21 protein-coding genes and 1 riboswitch are annotated in these 15,300 nt (G+C 60.6%); of the genes, 18 read left to right on the top strand and 3 right to left on the bottom strand.

Annotated features, from left to right (window positions below; genetic code table 11):
- The first annotated feature begins 66 nt into the window (after positions 1–66).
- The 14 genes from F4827_RS34970 (at position 67) to F4827_RS24690 (ending at position 7,245) form a co-directional block, all read left to right on the top strand.
- Positions 67–774, top strand: coding sequence for a LexA family transcriptional regulator (locus tag F4827_RS34970; protein ID WP_221303806.1), 708 nt, complete (start codon positions 67–69; stop codon positions 772–774).
- A 141-nt stretch (positions 775–915) separates the two neighbouring features.
- Positions 916–1,077, top strand: a complete 162-nt coding sequence (locus F4827_RS24745) for a hypothetical protein (protein ID WP_183727743.1) — start codon at positions 916–918, stop codon at positions 1,075–1,077.
- A 2-nt stretch (positions 1,078–1,079) separates the two neighbouring features.
- Positions 1,080–1,205 carry a hypothetical protein gene (locus tag F4827_RS35525; RefSeq protein ID WP_260175389.1) on the top strand — a complete coding sequence of 42 codons (126 nt, stop codon included), beginning with the start codon at positions 1,080–1,082 and terminating at the stop codon, positions 1,203–1,205.
- A gap of 200 nt (positions 1,206–1,405) precedes the next feature.
- Positions 1,406–1,543: a hypothetical protein gene (locus F4827_RS24740; protein ID WP_183727739.1), complete on the top strand. Its 138-nt coding sequence runs from the start codon at positions 1,406–1,408 to the stop codon at positions 1,541–1,543.
- A gap of 8 nt (positions 1,544–1,551) precedes the next feature.
- Entirely contained in the window at positions 1,552–1,758 is a 207-nt protein-coding gene (locus tag F4827_RS24735; RefSeq protein WP_183727737.1) for a hypothetical protein, read from the top strand.
- A 56-nt stretch (positions 1,759–1,814) separates the two neighbouring features.
- Entirely contained in the window at positions 1,815–2,342 is a 528-nt protein-coding gene (locus F4827_RS24730) for a PRTRC system protein E (RefSeq protein WP_183727735.1), read from the top strand.
- A gap of 12 nt (positions 2,343–2,354) precedes the next feature.
- The gene (locus F4827_RS24725) at positions 2,355–2,750 is read left to right on the top strand and encodes a PRTRC system protein C (RefSeq protein WP_183727733.1); all 396 of its coding nucleotides are present in this window, start codon (positions 2,355–2,357) and stop codon (positions 2,748–2,750) included.
- Positions 2,747–2,929, top strand: coding sequence for a hypothetical protein (locus F4827_RS24720; RefSeq protein WP_183727731.1), 183 nt, complete (start codon positions 2,747–2,749; stop codon positions 2,927–2,929). Before F4827_RS24725 ends, F4827_RS24720 begins: the two co-directional genes overlap by 4 nt.
- Positions 2,926–3,990 (top strand): PRTRC system protein F, encoded by a 1,065-nt coding sequence (locus tag F4827_RS24715; RefSeq protein ID WP_183727729.1) that lies wholly within the window; start codon positions 2,926–2,928, stop codon positions 3,988–3,990. The genes F4827_RS24720 and F4827_RS24715 overlap by 4 nt, the downstream gene beginning before the upstream one ends.
- Positions 3,987–4,700 (top strand): PRTRC system protein B, encoded by a 714-nt coding sequence (locus F4827_RS24710; protein ID WP_183727727.1) that lies wholly within the window; start codon positions 3,987–3,989, stop codon positions 4,698–4,700. The genes F4827_RS24715 and F4827_RS24710 overlap by 4 nt, the downstream gene beginning before the upstream one ends.
- Before the next feature lie 5 nt (positions 4,701–4,705).
- Complete coding sequence (locus F4827_RS24705) at positions 4,706–5,512, top strand: PRTRC system protein A (RefSeq protein ID WP_183727724.1); 807 nt, start codon at positions 4,706–4,708, stop codon at positions 5,510–5,512.
- Between the two features lie 4 nt (positions 5,513–5,516).
- On the top strand, positions 5,517–5,885 hold the full coding sequence (locus tag F4827_RS24700) for a hypothetical protein (protein WP_183727722.1): 369 nt from the start codon (positions 5,517–5,519) through the stop codon (positions 5,883–5,885).
- Positions 5,882–6,634: a PRTRC system ThiF family protein gene (locus F4827_RS24695; protein WP_183727720.1), complete on the top strand. Its 753-nt coding sequence runs from the start codon at positions 5,882–5,884 to the stop codon at positions 6,632–6,634. Before F4827_RS24700 ends, F4827_RS24695 begins: the two co-directional genes overlap by 4 nt.
- Positions 6,631–7,245, top strand: coding sequence for a hypothetical protein (locus tag F4827_RS24690; RefSeq protein WP_183727718.1), 615 nt, complete (start codon positions 6,631–6,633; stop codon positions 7,243–7,245). The genes F4827_RS24695 and F4827_RS24690 overlap by 4 nt, the downstream gene beginning before the upstream one ends.
- On the opposite strand, the gene F4827_RS24685 is transcribed toward F4827_RS24690, so the two are convergent.
- Complete coding sequence (locus F4827_RS24685; RefSeq protein ID WP_183727716.1) at positions 7,242–7,541, bottom strand: hypothetical protein; 300 nt, start codon at positions 7,539–7,541, stop codon at positions 7,242–7,244. The genes F4827_RS24690 and F4827_RS24685 overlap by 4 nt on opposite strands.
- Before the next feature lie 10 nt (positions 7,542–7,551).
- On the opposite strand from F4827_RS24685, the gene F4827_RS24680 reads away from it, so the two are divergent.
- Positions 7,552–7,875 carry a helix-turn-helix domain-containing protein gene (locus tag F4827_RS24680; protein WP_260175388.1) on the top strand — a complete coding sequence of 108 codons (324 nt, stop codon included), beginning with the start codon at positions 7,552–7,554 and terminating at the stop codon, positions 7,873–7,875.
- On the opposite strand, the gene F4827_RS24675 is transcribed toward F4827_RS24680, so the two are convergent.
- On the bottom strand, positions 7,872–8,882 hold the full coding sequence (locus F4827_RS24675; protein ID WP_183727714.1) for a site-specific integrase: 1,011 nt from the start codon (positions 8,880–8,882) through the stop codon (positions 7,872–7,874). The genes F4827_RS24680 and F4827_RS24675 overlap by 4 nt on opposite strands.
- A 146-nt stretch (positions 8,883–9,028) precedes the next feature.
- A riboswitch (cobalamin riboswitch) is annotated at positions 9,029–9,234 on the top strand.
- Between the two features lie 87 nt (positions 9,235–9,321).
- Between F4827_RS24675 and F4827_RS24670 the strand changes: the two genes are divergently transcribed.
- The 3 genes from F4827_RS24670 to F4827_RS24660 all read left to right on the top strand — a co-directional run bounded on the left by F4827_RS24670 (position 9,322) and on the right by F4827_RS24660 (position 13,710).
- Entirely contained in the window at positions 9,322–11,268 is a 1,947-nt protein-coding gene (locus F4827_RS24670; RefSeq protein ID WP_183727712.1) for a TonB-dependent receptor domain-containing protein, read from the top strand.
- Positions 11,269–11,934: 666 nt separating this feature from the next.
- A complete protein-coding gene (locus tag F4827_RS24665; RefSeq protein ID WP_183727710.1) occupies positions 11,935–12,591 on the top strand; it encodes a peroxiredoxin in 657 nt (218 codons plus the stop codon).
- A 45-nt stretch (positions 12,592–12,636) separates the two neighbouring features.
- A complete protein-coding gene (locus tag F4827_RS24660) occupies positions 12,637–13,710 on the top strand; it encodes an MBL fold metallo-hydrolase (protein WP_183727708.1) in 1,074 nt (357 codons plus the stop codon).
- 41 nt (positions 13,711–13,751) lie between these two features.
- On the opposite strand, the gene F4827_RS24655 is transcribed toward F4827_RS24660, so the two are convergent.
- The gene (locus F4827_RS24655) at positions 13,752–15,140 is read right to left on the bottom strand and encodes a hypothetical protein (protein ID WP_183727706.1); all 1,389 of its coding nucleotides are present in this window, start codon (positions 15,138–15,140) and stop codon (positions 13,752–13,754) included.
- Positions 15,141–15,300: the final 160 nt, after the last annotated feature.

Here is a 15,300-nt window from a genome sequence, read left to right as displayed (position 1 = left end):
ACAGCAAATGAAATGTGAGTCCGCTTTGTGAGCCACAAAGCGTGAGTGAACAGGTAACCTTTCATCATGGAAACTGCAAAAATCCCGTGGGAGCTCATTGCCGAGAAGCTTGATCGTCTTGGCAAGAAGCCTGCGTGGCTCGCCGACCAGTTAGGCGTCGGCACCAACGTCACAACGAATTGGAAGAGTCGTGGTGGTGCGCCGCACAGCCGCGCGAAAGCCCTGGCCACGATATTTAAATGCTCAACGGATGAATTGCTTACGGGCTCCCAAAAATTGCCCGTCAAAAGCGATACAAATATTCCCACAGACGCTTACAATGAATTTCATACGGGTGACAACTTCGCGGCCGGCCCAGACCTCCGGCCGCGTTGGTACCCTGAGATTTCATGGGTGCAAGCGGGGATGTGGACAGAAATTGCAGACAATTTTGTAGCAGCGGAAGACACGAAAAAGTACCAGTGCCACATAGACTTAGGCCAATACGGATACGTGTTACGGGTTGACGGACTTTCGATGACCGCGCCGCAGGGCGTTTCGCCGTCCTTCCCACCCGGCATGCTCCTCTTCGTTCGGCCTTACGAAGATGCCGTTCCCGGAAAGTACGTCATCGCCAAACGGAACGGCAACACCGCGACTTTTAAAAAGTTATCCATGATCGACGGAGAGCTTTATCTCGAAGCGCTAAATCCGAACTGGCCCGAGCAATATATGAAGGTCCAACACGACGACGTGATTTGTGGCGTCGTAATGCACGCCGGATTCGATCTCTAAACATTCACATACAAAGCCCCGCATCGCGGGGCTTTTTTTCGTCCCTACGATACACAAGCCGACTCACAAGCATTTTCCTCTTGCGAGAAACTCACACGCTGTGTATTCTGCGCCTGTCGAATCACTCACATGGAGTGTCACATGCGCAGCTACCGCTGTTTCTATCTGATGAAGGGCGACGAACCGAGTCCGCTCACGCCTTTTGTCCAAGTCAAAGCAGACGACGCAGTTAGCGCCGCTCAACTCGCAATGCGGGTTACCGGCTGCGCACGCGTGACCGAAGTCGAACGCATCGAGGGTTGATCATGACCCTTGAACAACTCGAAAAACTCGCAAACGGCTGGCCGTTCCACCGCGACTGGTACGCATTCGTTCTGCTCGCCGTCCTCTGGATTCTCGCGTCGGGCATCGCCCCGTTGATTTGGGACTAGTCGATGCAACTCACCCACATCAACGACCGGCGCCTCACGCCATCGACGATCGAAGAGCGCATCGCCAGTGCGTCTGCCTACGCATCGACGCACGCACATGAAGGCGACATTAACGCCCGCGCGCACCTGTTCATCGCAGCCGTTACCGGTTTTTTCGGTGCACACGTCCCGCGCGGATGCGCAGACCAGGCGGAGGCAGCATGACGGCGAATCGCCAAAAGCTGATGCCGCTCTGGCTGATCTGGATCATCGCTGCGATTACGGTTGTGTCGTTTTCAGCGATGCAGGTCGCGCTCGACGCCGAATCCGCGCCGCCGCGCCACGTGCGCACCGCCTAAGGATCGAAATGGAAAAAGGCCACCTGCCCCGGCATCTGCTGCGCGCCGAATGGCAACTGCTGCGGATGACCGGCGATTTCGATGCCGCGATTCGCAAGCCAGAGGTGGTCCGCACCCTCGAATCGTCGGCACGAGCGCGCGAACTGCGCGACCAGCGCCGCGTCGCCGCGCGTGCCGATTCAAAACTGCGCGCAGCTGGCGACTACGACGACTGAGCGCCGCGCCGCGCACCGCTTCACCCTGTTTTTCACACCAACCCTACGAGGTGACCATGTCCCTGTTCGCATCGCTGTACCCGCTTGCGCAACGCACGACACTCACGCTGCTTATCACCGCCGAAGGCGATCAGCTGCGCGTCAACGTAATGCCCCGCCCCAATGACGACGCCAAATGCGAAAAGACGATCTACCCGCTCTCGCTGCTTGCGACGCCCGACGAACTCGATGCCGAATTCGCCGACGCCGTCGCGATCTACGAGCCGAGCATCGCGTCGGTACTCGACCAGGCGCGTGCGGCCAGCGCCGCCAACACTGGCGGCGCGGCAGCGCTCCCCGCGCCCGCCGGCGCGCGCCGAAAGGGCAATCGAGCACCGAAAGCAGAAAAGCAGGAAGCTGAGCCTGCAGCGCCGACGGATGCCGCCCCCGCAGCGCCCGAGGTCGATCCACGCCAGATGCGCATCGACGATCCGGATGACGCCGCCGCAAACGCACCTGCAACCGCCGAACAGCCGTCGCAGGAATCGCAGCCGGAATTGCCCGCAGCATCCGAAGCGCAATCTGAAGGCCTCGACGTTTTCTAAGGAGCGCACACCATGCAAATCGAAACCCTCGCGCGCGAATTCGTCTACAACGGCGCCCGGCTGACCGACCCCGCGCCCAGCTTCACGCTGCAACAGGTTCGCGACTTCTACGCGAACACCTATCCCGAGATCGTTAATGCGGAAATCGAGGGTCCTGAGGTGAGAGGAAACAGGCACGTGTACACGTTCCGCCGCGCCGTTGGCACGAAGGGAAAAGCCGATCGGGTTGCCGACACGCTCGTACAGGCCCACGAAATTCTTGCCGCTGGAGTCGAGATTTCCCGGCCACTACGCATCTATCTCACCGAGCTCACTCAAGAGGCAAGCGCCCACGTGTGCCCGCTGCTGGAGGAAGAATTCGCTTTCGTGAATGCCCTGCACGCGCGCAACACCGGACAGGCGCAATGACGCTCGACCAGCTCCGCACCGAACTTGAGAGCGGAACGCGCCGCGACAGCGGCCCGACCACGCTCAAGCCCGAGGCGTTGCGTAACGCCAGCGCACCGAAGCTGCATCGGCTGGCAACGCAGCGCGCGCGTGGCATGCGCATGCAACTCCCCCACAACCAGATGCCCGTATTGCCATGACAAATCAGGCTCTCACGCTACCCAGTCTAGACGGCATCCCGGCCTACTACACAGTGCCAGTGGCCGATTCGTTCCTGCGCCCGCTGGCACTTTCGATGCTCAACGACGGCATGATCACCGCAGCCGACGTTGCGCGTCGCCCGTCGTCGATGATGTCGCTATGCACGAAGGCACTCACTCGCGAATGGCAGGGCGTCGCGGGTCAGCTATCGCTGTTTCAGTGGAACCTGCGGCTCGAAGAAAGCACGAGTTCGGAAAATTTTCGTTGGCGCAAAGACGAGAAAGACCCGAAGGCATGGGCGTTGATCACCACGAACCAGGGCCCGGTGAGCGCAGCGATCGTGTGTATCGGCCCGGCCGTTGAATACCTGGAAAAACTGCGCGCGGGCTTCGGACAAACCATTCTGGCCGCCCTGTATGACGTACTCGGCATGCTGCCATCGGTCTGCACCACGGCCACGATTATCGGCATGGGCCAATACTCGTATTGGCACGGCTGCAGCAACGAAGAGGACGCCATTGAAGAATTGCTGGCGATGCACGACTGCACGCGCGAGGAGCTGCTGACAAGCTCCGAGTTCATCACCCACAAAGAATTGTTCGGGCCGATGCCAGACTGGGCAGCCAATCCTGAACGAGTCCTCGATCGCGCCCAGATTAATCGTGCCGCGCGGGGAAATCCGTTCGCGTCCGACATCGTCGACGCGATGGACGAACTGTGGACTGCACTCACGTTTTGCGGGCCGTTCCCCGATCTGTCGGACAGCCACGTCGACGCCGACCTGATCGACTTCTCGCTGATTGTCCGGTGGACCGAAAATGATTCGGCCGGGCGCATCATCGACGACTACGCCCGTTATGCCTACGAAGGCGACTACATCGAGGCCGCGAGCGTGACACCAATCCGGCTCACGGACGGGTCCGGCCATGCCTCGCTGAAGGAATGGCTTCAGAAAATGCAGTCGGCCGCGCTGCTGGCGCGCGCCGCCGAACGCGTGCTGACGTTGCTCGGTGAGCGCGATTTCATCGAGCCCCGCACGCTGGTGAGGGTGTTCGCATGAACGACGTCATCATCGCCTGCGAGGCCGACAACACGCTCGAGATCGAAGCCGCCTTGCTTTTCTACCGCGCGCGCGGCAACGGCGACATCTACGCAACGCAGCATGACGTGCGCGTCGTCGACGATCGCCCGGCATTGCTTCCGGGTGTACCGCTCGCGCTCGAATCACTCGCCGAGTTCGCAGATCTGGCTGCGAAGCGCACCAGCTATCGCGGCTTCGTGCATGAGCGGGTTGTTTATGTTGCCCCGAACGTACTGGCGTGGTGGGTGCCGGCATGCACGCGCCGCGTCTGGTTCCAGCATTCGGGCGAACTCGGGAATGCGTCGGGCGACTGTCAGCATCCGCCGCTCGTGTTCATCGCCGCCCCCAGCAAATGGTCCGTATTCGCATTGCGCGAGAACACCCGCCCTGACGCGCATACGGCGCTCTACCGCGCGCCGTATTTCAACGTGTGGGAAAGCGGCGAGATCTGTGTCGGCAATGTCGCAACGCCAGACACGATCGACAGCGAAAGCATCAAGCCCTACGAAGATGCGTTTTTCCGAAGCCGCTTTACGCACACGAATACGGACAAGCTGATCAAAGGTCGCGGCGGCGCCTTGCGACTTTGGAAAAACCTGCTCGACGGCGCACCGTTTCCTATCAATCAACTGATCGACGCAAAGTGCACGCTTGCCGACGTCGTCAAAAAAATCTCGACCAAGGACTGACGAACATGGAACAACTTCTCAACGCATTCCAGAACGCTACGCAGGCAGGACTGCAAAACATCGCCGCGGCCCTCGACCAGTTTTCGAAAGGCGTCGCCGAGGAAATCGCCCGCGCCAAGCCGCGCGCGATCGCCGCTTCCGAGGACGACGAGCAGCTGCCGCTCGACGTTGCGTTGTTCGACAGCGCGCCAACCGTCGCAGTACCGAAGCACGCCAAGTTCGTCGCGCTGCAGGAAATCGGCCATCGCTTCCTGATGACGGCGGAAGGTGTCTTCGTCGAAGTGCGTCGCCCGTGGGCACACATCATCCAGCGCCTCGACTGGACGCGCGACTCGACCGCAAAGAGCACCGGCCCGATCCCGCCGTATGGCACCGTCGAAGAAAAGGTCGAGTTTGCGTTTGGCCGCCTGGGCAGCGCCCTTCAGGAACTCCAGGCGTTCGCCGCCGAGGCGCGCGCCGCGCTGCCGAACGAATACGCAGCCTGGATCATCTGGGATGCGCAGAAGCAGAAGTTGCAGTATCGCCCGCTGCCCGCCACTTCGGCGACACCCGGCTCGATTACCTTCGATCGCCCGGCCCTCGCCGAACACGAAAGTCTCGCGATCGACCTGCACAGCCACGGCGACAGCGCGGCCTTCTTCAGCCCGACCGATGACGCAGACGACGCCGGCGAAGTGAAGATCGCAGGCGTATTTGGCGGCCTTGGCGCTGGCAGCGAACCCGACGTCGCCTTCCGTCTGTGCGTGCTCGGCATGTTCATCCCCCTCAAGGTGCCCGCGGCGGCAATCTTCAAGCAGCCGCAGGAGGCCTGACGCGATGGACGTCCTGAGCATGATCGAACTCGCCGCCGAGGCGGCCAACTTCGAGCATCGTCGATATCGCGTTCGCGATATCGAAGCGATTCACGTGCGCGCCTGCGGCTCGCCCGAGTGGCGCTTTTTTAACCCGCTCGTTCGCGACTCCGATGCTGCCGAACTTGGCGCGCGCCTGCGCATCGACGTGCTGCACTTTGCCACGCACGTAACAGCCAGCGCCGGCTTCCAGGGCGTTCGTCATAGCGCTCTCGACGAAATCGGCCTCACCTGCAACCACGACGACGAGATCAAGCAGCGTCGCCGCGCCGCTCGGCGCGCTGTAACCGAGTGTGCGGCAAGGGCTGGCAAGACGAAGCGAGGCGCAGCATGAGCGCCGCAGTCCATATCGCGGGACCTCGACTGCTCGGCGCGCACGGTCGCGTGCGGGTGGCGCTTGTCGGTTGCGGTGGCAACGGCTCACAGATGCTCACGGGCCTCGCCCGGCTAAATCATGCACTCGTCAATCTCGGGCACGCCGGCCTGCACGTGACCGCATTCGACGGCGACACGGTGAGCGAATCCAACATCGGCCGGCAGATGTTCAGCCCGGCCGACGTCGGGCAGTACAAGAGCGTCGTCCTCGTGCACCGGCTCAACGCATTCTTCGGCCTCGACTGGCACGCGCGCGCTATGCACGCGGGCCCGGATGAAATGATCCGCGGCGGCCTTGATCTCACCGTGTTGTGCGTCGACAGCATCGCAGCGCGTGCGTCGCTCGCGACATGGCTCAAGCGCGCCGGCGGCTATGTGATGGACCTCGGCAACCGCGCGAGCGACGGGCAGGTAATTCTGGGCAGCAGCGATAACGCCGCGCGCGTCGAAGGCAGCACGGCGCTGCGCTGGCCATACGACGTGCTGCCTGAGCTGGTCGACACGTCGCTGCCCGAGGACACCACGCCAAGTTGCGGCCTTGCCGAAGCGCTCGAGCGGCAAGAGCTTTTCATCAATCAGGCGATCGTCACGCCGGCACTGGCGATCCTTTGGGAGCTTTTCCGGCGTGGCCGCATCAGCTGGTGCGGCGCGTTCGTCAATCTCAAGACCGGCCATGTGCGGCCCCTTCCTGTGGATAACACCAAATGAGCACGAATAAACCGGAATCACACTTTCCGCGCATCTGCTGCAATCTCGTTCACACCAGAAAGGCTTGCCCAGACTGCCCAGGCACAGCCGCCGAGCAGGCAGCGCAGGAAAGCGCTAAGCAAACACCAAAAATGCTCAGCGCGAAAGATGCGCTCGCCGCCATCGACAACTTCGAGATCGTCGGAGAAAACAACGACTCCCGCGAACCGAATAACGCCGATCGGTTCATGCTAAGTGAGTTCATTGCACACTGCTTCGACGGATACCGAATTGAGGAAAGCTCAAAGATTGCAGGTATAAGCGACGCAGCGCGCGATGTGCTTGCGGAGCGGGTACGGCAGATGAGCGATAAGGGCTGGACGGCGTCGCACGATGACGCGCATGCGTGCGGGGAGATCGCTGCATTCGCTGCCGTCTACGCGATGCCTGAAGGCGCCAGAGACTGGCCTACGGAAGAAACCGGATATGGGGCAACCCTATCCGAAGCGCTGACGCCTGACGGCTGGCAACCGAAATTCGGTGAGCGGCGTCGCGACCTCGTCAAGGCCGGGGCGTTGATCCTTGCGGAGATCGAGCGCCTCGACCGCAGGCGTCGTGCGACGCGCGGTTAGTGAGAAGTCGCGGGCTTGTGCAACAGATCGAAAACAGCCTCAAGCGTCGCATCAGGCATAACTTCGGCGAGGGCGCCGTGCACGATCTTTGTGTACAGGTCGCGCCCCTCCGGGGACTCTTCATTGATCTGTCTTGCCTCGAGCACCAGATCAAACAGTTTCGTAGCGGTATCAAGGATGGCTTCGGCTTGCGCCTTGGTGATTATCGTATTCATTCGACGAATATCGGCAAGCGCACCCAAAACTTGAGACGTAATACAGGTAAACAGCCCCCCATAGCCGGCAACCAAATTCAAGGAATCCGTGATGGATATGAGTGAACTGAAACAACTGCAGGATCTGCACGAGCTGATACCTATCCTGACCCGCCTCGTCGCGGCGCTTGAAAAACCAAAGCGCCTCGATGAAACGCTGTGGACGACAGAGCAGATCGCCCAATGGTTAGGCCTATCCAAGCAGACGGTCGAGCTCCGCGTCATCACCCGGCCGGACTTTCCCGGCGGTCTGCGCCCCGTCGACTCGGTTCAAGCGCAACGACGCTGGTTCGCCAGCGACGTGCTTGACTGGGCACGCAAAAACAAAGGCACGTTGCCGACGCCACGCCCTGGGCGTCGCCGTAAGCCCGTCTAATCGAGACGGGCCGCTAGCTCCGCGGCTGTCTCGTCGTAGTAAATCATTAGCGACTGGATATCCCGGTGCCCGATCATACGAGCAAGGGCCAGCACGTGCAGCTTGCGCGACAGTCGCGTCGTCGCTTCGTGGCGCGAATCGTGGAAGTGTAGGTCGGCGATCTCTGGCCGCTTCTTGGCCACCTCTGCCCGAGTGTTGCGCCACTTCGCATCAAGACTCCCTTGCACAACCGGGAAGCACCGATCCTCGTCCTTCACCTTCGGCAGGCGCTCAAACAACTCAACAGCTCTCGTAGAAAGCGGCACGTCGCGCGCGTCGCCGTTTTTTGTTTTCGGCAAATGTACGTAGCGACTTGCTAGATGCACATTCGGCCACGTCAGGCGAACGATTTCCCCCTGGCGCATGCCCGTCTCGATCGCAATCAAAAAAGCGACGGCCGCGTATTGCTGTGTCGTAGCGATTTCGCCTTCTTCGGTAAACCCGAGCGCTGCTGCCATCACCTTGGCCTCCTCATCGCTCACGCGCCGCTTTCGGGGAGACGGGTCCTCCGGCCGCTTCACCTCGCGCACCGGGTTCTCATGGATCCACTTCCACTCGTCCTGCGCGGCCTGAAAAACTGCAGATAGCAGGTTGAGATCACGGTTCACCGTGGAGGTCTTGACCTTCTTGAGGCGCTTGTCACGCCACGCGGCAATCTCCTCAGGCGTCACCTTACGGACGAGTGAACCAACGAACTCGAGCTCACTACGGAAGAATTTGAGGCGCGTCTCGTTCCACCTATGCTTGCCTTTGCTAGGCGATATCTTGTCGAGATACTCATCGAAGGCGTCGCCGAGCGTTTTCTGCACCTTGGTGTAGGATCGACGACTGCCAGCGGCAATTTCCGCCTCGAGACGCGTCGCCCAAGCGACAGCCTCCGCCTTCGTGTCGAAGGTTTTTGATTCGCGTATACCGCCCTTCGCGACCTCCGCGCGCCACGTACCACCACGCTTTCTATATGCTGCCATGCTCTCCGCCTTGGCGTAAATTTGGCGTAAAGCATAGCGGAATTCTGGATAATTTTGGACCGGATAGGCACAAGGCGCGATCAAAGGGAACCAGCGCAAACCCCCGCTATATATGGGTTTTGGTGATTCTGGTGGAGTTTGATATCATCCCGCCCAGATAAGATGGTTCCCCGGGAGGGGATCAAAAGGGAACGCAGTGAGGCCACGCGCCTGCAATCTGCGGCTGCCCCCGCAACTGTGAACGGCGAATTCATGCCGCACGCGCCACTGGATACCCGCACCGGGAACCGGGAAGGCCGGCATGGATAACGACCCGCGAGCCAGGAGACCTGCCATCGACCGAGGTCCAAGCAGCCGCGACGGGCGGGGTGTCCCGATGCGCAAGCGCCGCCCACGTGCGCCGCCCGTTGCAAGGACAGCCCGACCTCAGGAACCGTCCATGTCCACCGAACTGCTCAAGGCCGCCCGCCAAAGCGGCCTGCGCCGTCGCGCCGCCAGTGCGTCGCTGGCGCTTGCCGTGTGCGCCCTCGCGTCCAGCGCCTGGCAAACCGCGCGCGCCGACGATACGACGCTGCCCAACATCCTCGTCACCGGCGATACCCAACATCTGCCGCAATCGTTCGACGGCCGTTACGCCAGCACCCAGGTGCTCACGCGCGCGGACCTCGACCGCCTCTCGCCTGCTGATCCAGGCATTACCCAAGCGCTCGCGACGCTGCCGGGCGTGACGATTGCGCAAAGCGGCGGACCCGGCGCACTGGCCGCGGTGAGCATCCGCGGCTCGTCGTCGAACCAGGTGGCCGTGTTTATCGACGGCATCCGCATCGGCTCCGCGACCACGGGGGCCGCAGCATGGGCCGACCTGCCGACCTCGGCATTCGATCGCGTCGAAGTGATCTCGGGCCCGGCGGCGGCTTCGTTCGGCGCGGACGCGATGGGCGGCGTGATCCAGCTCTTTACTCGCCACGCCTCGAATCAGCCGAACCAGACAACCGTGTCGTTCGGCGGCGGCTCGAACAAGACCTTCGATACGCAATTGCGCACCTCGGGCACGGTGCCCTCGACAGGGCCGCTCGCGGCGCTGGGCGGCCTCACTTATTCACTCGGCCTGCACGACTACAACACGGCGGGTATCGACGCCACGCAGCCAGGTACATACGGCCACGAGGATGGCCGGAATCCGTACCATGCGCAGGACGTGGATGCACGCCTGGGGTATGCGCGCGACACCTGGTCGATCTCGACTTTCATGCTCTATCACCGCTCCGATCTGTCTTATGACAATGCCGGCGGCGACGACCGGCAACTCGATCATCAGTTGACGACGGGCATCGCCTTCCACCTCGATATCACCCCGACCACGCAGTTCGATCAGTCGATTGGCTATGCTAATGATCGCCAGTTCCTGTATGCAAACGATCCCACTATCGCGACCGATGAAATCGATTCGACGCGCCTGAGCACGTCGACTTCGATCACGCATCAGGAAACGGGGCATTCTTTGTTTGGGCTGCCGCTTTCCGGTGAAACCAAGCTGGCGTATGACTTTACGCGCGAGCAGGCTTTTCTGCCTGTCGATATCCCGAGTGGCGTGCCCGCGCGCAATGATTCCGCCTTTTCGCTGCATCAGGCGGCCACGCTTGGCGATGTGACGCTGTTCCTCGCGGGGCGTCATGAAATCGTGCAAGGGCAGGCGGTTAATACCGGCAACGCGGCGCTTTCGTGGGCGATTACGCCGGTGTATACCGCGCGCGTGTCGTATGGGAATGCGTTCCGTTTGCCAACGTTCGATGATCTCTATTACCCCGGGTTTTCGAATCCGGATTTGCTGCCGGAGCGTAGCGATACGGTTGAGGCGGCGGTCGATGCGAGTACGTCGTTTGGCACGGTTACTGCGGCAATCTACGATACGCGTGTGCATAACCTGATCGCTTACGTTGCGCCCGATTATTCGCCCGTGAATGTGGGGCGCGCGCATATTCAGGGTCTTGAGCTTTCGTATAAAGGGGCGATCGGGAAGTCGACGCCGGTTAGCGCTTCGGTGAGCTTTTTGAATCCGCAGGATGTGACCGATCAGACATGGCTGAACCGGCGTCCGCGTCAGACCGCTAGTGTGAGTGTGGATCATTCATGGGATGAGCTGCAGTTGCATGCTTTGAGTACGGGGGCATCGCTCCTGTATAACGGCTCTACGTTCGATGATCAGGCTAATATGGTTTATCTGCCGTCGTTTCTTACGGTGAGTCTGCGGGCGGCTTATCGGGTGAATTCGCATCTGGTTTTGGCGGCTTCGATTGCGAATCTTTTTAATCGGCAGTATGTGACGGCTTATGGGTATAACTCGTTGGGGCGGACTGTGTTTGGGAAGGTCAGTTATAGTTTTTGAGGTTTATTTTTTGGTCGTATTGAGGTGGTGGCGTTTCCTTGTTTTCGTGTCGGTCTATTAGCGTTGCCCCTGTGCGGGGCGGCACCTACTTTTCTTTGCCGCGGCAAAGAAAAGTAGGCAAAAGAAAGCCGCTCACACCGCTAATGTGACGCCGTCCACCACTAACCGTTTGACAGAGTGGTGACTGGGCATTGCTCGCACCACGCGCCGTAAAACGAAGTGACAAGGCAGTCATACATCCCGTTGTTCGCTGCGCTCACAACGGTTGGGTCTGCGAGGGAAGGCGCAAACCTGCGGTTTGCGTTATGCCCCACGGGGCGCGCAGCGCCCCCGGATGTGCGGGTGGCACCACTCCGATATTGGGCGCGTGGTGCGGGCGCTGCCCGGGCGCCACTCTGTTTATGGGCTGTGGGTGTATCGCGAAGCACTGTCGGTTTGAGCGGCTTTCTTTTCCCCCCTTTTCTTTGCCGCTGCAAAGAAAAGGGGGTGCCGCCCCGCACAGGGGCAACGCTTGCAAACCGACAACAAATCAAGGAAATGCCAACCGCCAACCAAGGCCAACCCAGGGCCACCCCCAAAAACCAACCACACAAAAAAAGGGCCCGACTCACAAAAACCGCGATTGTGCACCATACTCTAGAGACACTTCCCACCGAGGACCCCACCATGTCACTCCGCATCAACGACACCGCCCCAAATTTCAAGGCTCACACGACGCAGGGCACGATCGACTTCCACGAATGGATCGGCGACCAATGGGCGATCCTGTTCTCGCATCCCAAGGACTTCACCCCCGTCTGCACGACCGAACTCGGCTACATGGCGAAGATCGAGCCTGAGTTCACGCGCCGCAACGCCAAATTGATCGGGCTGTCCGTCGACCCGGTGGAAGACCACGCAAAATGGGCCGCCGATATCGAGGAAACCCAGGGCGCGGCCGTCAAATATCCGATGATCGGCGACACCGACCTCGCAGTCGCCAAGCTCTACAACATGCTGCCCGCCGACGCCGGCGAATCCAGCGAAGGACGCACCGCCGCAACCAACGCCACGGTTCGCTCCGTTTTCATCATTGGCCCCGACAAGAAAATCAAGCTGATGCTCACCTATCCGATGACCACCGGCCGCAATTTCGATGAAATCCTGCGCGTGCTCGATTCGATGCAATTGACCGCGCAATACAAGGTCGCCACGCCGGTCAACTGGAAGCAAGGCGACGATGTCATCATCACGACCGCCGTAAGCAATGAAGAAGCCGAAAAGACCTTTCCCGGCTTCAAGACCATCAAGCCTTATCTGCGTACGACGCGTCAGCCGGGTTGACGTTGCATCGGTGCGCCCCAACGCCTGCATGACGCCGAGGCCGCGATGATTTTTCGCCAGCTTTTCGATCCGGTTTCGTCGACGTATACCTACTTGCTGGGCGACGCCGCCAGCGGCGAGGCGCTGCTGATCGACCCGGTCTACGAGCAGGTGCCGCGCGATCTCTCGCTCGTGCAGGAGTTGGGACTGAAGCTGGTGGCGACGCTCGACACCCATGTCCACGCCGATCACGTCACCGGCGCGTGGCGTCTGCGCGAGCGCAGCGGTAGCGAGATCGCGCTCGCCGGCGTCGTGGGCGCAGAGGGCGTGAATCGTGCTCTGCAACACGGCGATCGTGTGACGTTCGGCAAGCGTCATCTGGAGGTTCGCGCGACGCCGGGTCATACCGGCGGCTGCCTCACCTACGTTCTGGACGATCACGGCATGGCTTTCACGGGCGACAGCCTGCTGATACGCGGCTGCGGTCGCACGGATTTCCAGGGCGGCAGTCCGGAGCAGTTATTCACCTCGGTGCGCGAGCAGATCCTCACCTTGCCCGACAATTGCCTGCTTTATCCGGCGCACGATTATCGCGGCATCACGGTGACTAGCGTGGCCGAAGAGCGGCGCTTCAATCCTCGTCTGGGCGGCGATGTCGATATCGGCGATTTCGCCGGTTATATGAACAATCTGAACCTTCCGCATCCCAAGCTGATGGCGGTGGCGGTGCCAGCGAATCTGCGCTGCGGCAAGCCCGACGGCGACGCGCCCGTGCACGAGGCGCCCGAATGGGCGCCGCTCACGCTGCGCTTTAGCGGCGTATGGGAAATCGAGCCGATGGCGCTGCTGGAGCATGGGCACGACTGGCAGGTCGTCGATGTGCGCGAGGCGGCGGAATTCATCGATTGTCTCGGGCATTTACCCGATGCGAAGCTTGTGCCGCTTTCGCAACTCATGGAACGAATCGATGAACTCGACCGCGAGCGGCCCGTTGTCGCCGTGTGCCGTTCGGGCGTGAGGTCGGCGCAGGCGAGTGTGTTGCTTGGCAAGGCCGGGTTTGCGCAGGTGGCAAATCTTGCTGGCGGGATGCTGCGCTGGCGCGCGGAGGGATTACCGGTAGCAGCGGATGGCGCCGGGTAGCGTCGCCGCTTCAAATTGCGAAGGCAGCGACGCTTTGGGGACTATTCGCCTTTGAGATACCCGTCTAGCCAGGGGCGGATGTTCGCCTGACCATCCTCCAGTCCGAGTGCGTCCTTGTTGAGTGTCCAATGCTTACCCTTTGCGGGAGGGCTATAGCAACGCTTGAACACCTCAAATTCCTGCAAAATAGCCGCGAGCTTGCTGGTATCGGGCGGATTTGACCCACCCGCGGCACGGTAGCACTTGCCCAGACCGTCTCTCGCAGTCCCGTCGCGAACCGAATCTGCTCCGTTTGCAAGCGGGAATGGGGTCGTTGAAAACAGCGCGAAAAGCGTTGTCAGCGTTGCGTTGACGAGTTCATCCGTGAAACCTTCATGGTCGCGGACTTCGATGCCGCTCGCAGCAATGCGATATTCAAAGCGAACCTTTCTGGAGGGTGTAAAACCCTCTTGCCATTCGCCCCCGCCCGCCCCACCATCGCTCACCTCGTCGGCAACTACAGGATCCGGCTTGACCGATACTGATTCTTTGCCGCCCAGGTCATAGCCAATCATGAACAACGCGGCTTCGAGTGCGCGGAGCCTGTCGGCATCTGGCTGGATACTTGCGAAACCGCCACTGCCATGAACCAACCGCTTTGCTATTTCGGCAAGCAGCCAGCTGGCTTGCAGATTCCACTTCGCATAAGCGACGCCGCTATAGAGCCTCAGAAAATCGAACTGCCTCTGCCGCGGATCGCGCAAGGGCGGATTCGAGGCGTTCGGGGAACTCTTGGCCGGCGCCCACGGGAATTGCAATTCGGCGGGAACGGATTCAAGCTTCTTCGCGAGGCAGAATTTGACGATCGTCCAGCCTATAGCCGCCGCGACGCGGCTGTCATAAATGACAAACTCTTTGCAGACGAGCGAGTAAACCTTGCTCATGCCCGAGGTGAAACGCAGATCGGGCGCCGTCAAAAGCGGATGTTGCGTATCGTTGCGATCGAGCGTGTCTCGCACTGAAGCTATGCGCGCGGCGAGACCGGATTCATTCGCTGTGAGCCAACTGACATTGCCCGCCGTCACGCCGCCCCATTTCATCACCGCGCAAGCGGCCTCACAAACACGCTTGTCGTCGCCTGCCGCCAGCGCGCTGCTCAACTGCTCGCGCAGCGCGCCAAGCGCCGTTGCATTCGATTCGAATGTATCGCCATGCGGTACGCCCAGCGCATTGACTCCGTCATGCTTCCAGCGATAATTCTGAAACGCGTCAAACACGCTCCCGCACGACCACGCCAGATTTTCTCGCCGCATCGTGTACTCATGCGCAAACGTTTCATCATCCAGTTTCGTACTCATCCACTCGATAAACTGCACAACGAATTCACGTTTAACGTATTCGTCTTTTGTCATCGCCTCGGCCCCGGTAGCTTTATCCACAGTGTTATTCATTGCGCCGCGCATCAAAATCCGTCATGCACGACGGCAAGCATTATTTCACCCAATTCGGCCAAATGCTGTCCCAATTCGCCTGGCGTCAAGCAAACGGCATTAGGACAGCGTTTGACCGTATCAAGGTAGATGCTTGCGCCATTCCGAATCGACCGAGGAA

The sequence above is a fragment of the Paraburkholderia bannensis genome (genome assembly GCF_014200455.1).
Lineage (GTDB): Bacteria > Pseudomonadota > Gammaproteobacteria > Burkholderiales > Burkholderiaceae > Paraburkholderia > Paraburkholderia bannensis_A.
This window is presented reverse-complemented; position numbering and strand designations above follow the sequence as displayed.

Excerpts from the sequence above, each read along its gene's own strand:
- F4827_RS24740 (WP_183727739.1), top strand. The coding sequence starts at position 1,406 with ATGACGGCGAATCGCCAAAAGCTGATGCCGCTCTGGCTGATCTGGATC.
- F4827_RS24705 (WP_183727724.1), top strand. The coding sequence starts at position 4,706 with ATGGAACAACTTCTCAACGCATTCCAGAACGCTACGCAGGCAGGACTG.
- F4827_RS24680 (WP_260175388.1), top strand. The coding sequence starts at position 7,552 with ATGGATATGAGTGAACTGAAACAACTGCAGGATCTGCACGAGCTGATA.
- F4827_RS24655 (WP_183727706.1), bottom strand. The coding sequence starts at position 15,140 with ATGAATAACACTGTGGATAAAGCTACCGGGGCCGAGGCGATGACAAAA.
- F4827_RS24725 (WP_183727733.1), top strand. The coding sequence starts at position 2,355 with ATGCAAATCGAAACCCTCGCGCGCGAATTCGTCTACAACGGCGCCCGG.
- F4827_RS24715 (WP_183727729.1), top strand. The coding sequence starts at position 2,926 with ATGACAAATCAGGCTCTCACGCTACCCAGTCTAGACGGCATCCCGGCC.
- F4827_RS24700 (WP_183727722.1), top strand. The coding sequence starts at position 5,517 with ATGGACGTCCTGAGCATGATCGAACTCGCCGCCGAGGCGGCCAACTTC.
- F4827_RS34970 (WP_221303806.1), top strand. The coding sequence starts at position 67 with ATGGAAACTGCAAAAATCCCGTGGGAGCTCATTGCCGAGAAGCTTGAT.
- F4827_RS24690 (WP_183727718.1), top strand. The coding sequence starts at position 6,631 with ATGAGCACGAATAAACCGGAATCACACTTTCCGCGCATCTGCTGCAAT.
- F4827_RS24745 (WP_183727743.1), top strand. The coding sequence starts at position 916 with ATGCGCAGCTACCGCTGTTTCTATCTGATGAAGGGCGACGAACCGAGT.
- F4827_RS24710 (WP_183727727.1), top strand. The coding sequence starts at position 3,987 with ATGAACGACGTCATCATCGCCTGCGAGGCCGACAACACGCTCGAGATC.
- F4827_RS35525 (WP_260175389.1), top strand. The coding sequence starts at position 1,080 with ATGACCCTTGAACAACTCGAAAAACTCGCAAACGGCTGGCCGTTCCAC.
- F4827_RS24730 (WP_183727735.1), top strand. The coding sequence starts at position 1,815 with ATGTCCCTGTTCGCATCGCTGTACCCGCTTGCGCAACGCACGACACTC.
- F4827_RS24735 (WP_183727737.1), top strand. The coding sequence starts at position 1,552 with ATGGAAAAAGGCCACCTGCCCCGGCATCTGCTGCGCGCCGAATGGCAA.
- F4827_RS24675 (WP_183727714.1), bottom strand. The coding sequence starts at position 8,882 with ATGGCAGCATATAGAAAGCGTGGTGGTACGTGGCGCGCGGAGGTCGCG.
- F4827_RS24660 (WP_183727708.1), top strand. The coding sequence starts at position 12,637 with ATGATTTTTCGCCAGCTTTTCGATCCGGTTTCGTCGACGTATACCTAC.
- F4827_RS24720 (WP_183727731.1), top strand. The coding sequence starts at position 2,747 with ATGACGCTCGACCAGCTCCGCACCGAACTTGAGAGCGGAACGCGCCGC.
- F4827_RS24670 (WP_183727712.1), top strand. The coding sequence starts at position 9,322 with ATGTCCACCGAACTGCTCAAGGCCGCCCGCCAAAGCGGCCTGCGCCGT.
- F4827_RS24665 (WP_183727710.1), top strand. The coding sequence starts at position 11,935 with ATGTCACTCCGCATCAACGACACCGCCCCAAATTTCAAGGCTCACACG.
- F4827_RS24695 (WP_183727720.1), top strand. The coding sequence starts at position 5,882 with ATGAGCGCCGCAGTCCATATCGCGGGACCTCGACTGCTCGGCGCGCAC.